General features: G+C 60.7%; 1 protein-coding gene. It reads left to right on the top strand.

Going from position 1 to position 328, the window contains the following annotated elements:
• Positions 1-328: Ig-like domain-containing protein (locus ACM6I5_RS19855; RefSeq protein WP_414884492.1), on the top strand; the 328-nt coding region annotated here is incomplete at both ends.

Genomic DNA, 328 nt, shown 5'->3' with positions numbered 1-328 from the left:
TTCGGACACTTCGACCCCGGTGAACGGCGGGCTCAACACCCAGATCAACGGCACTTACGGCTACCTGACCCTGGACGCCCAAGGCAACGCCGAGTACCACAGCTATCCGAACTCCGTGAACGGCCCGGGCGCGACCGACGTGTTCACCTACACCCTGCGTGATAACGACGGTGACGAAAGCACCACGACGCTCACCATCGACGTCAACAACAGCTGTATCAACAACCCGGTCACCCTCAACGGTCTCGACGTGGCGGGCGGCGAACTGACCGTCTACGAAAAAAACCTCACCTACGGCACCGATCCCGATAACCCCGCCCTGACTCAA

The organism is Pseudomonas sp. IT-P171 (assembly GCF_949767765.1).
Taxonomy (GTDB): domain Bacteria; phylum Pseudomonadota; class Gammaproteobacteria; order Pseudomonadales; family Pseudomonadaceae; genus Aquipseudomonas; species Aquipseudomonas fluorescens_B.
This window is presented reverse-complemented; position numbering and strand designations above follow the sequence as displayed.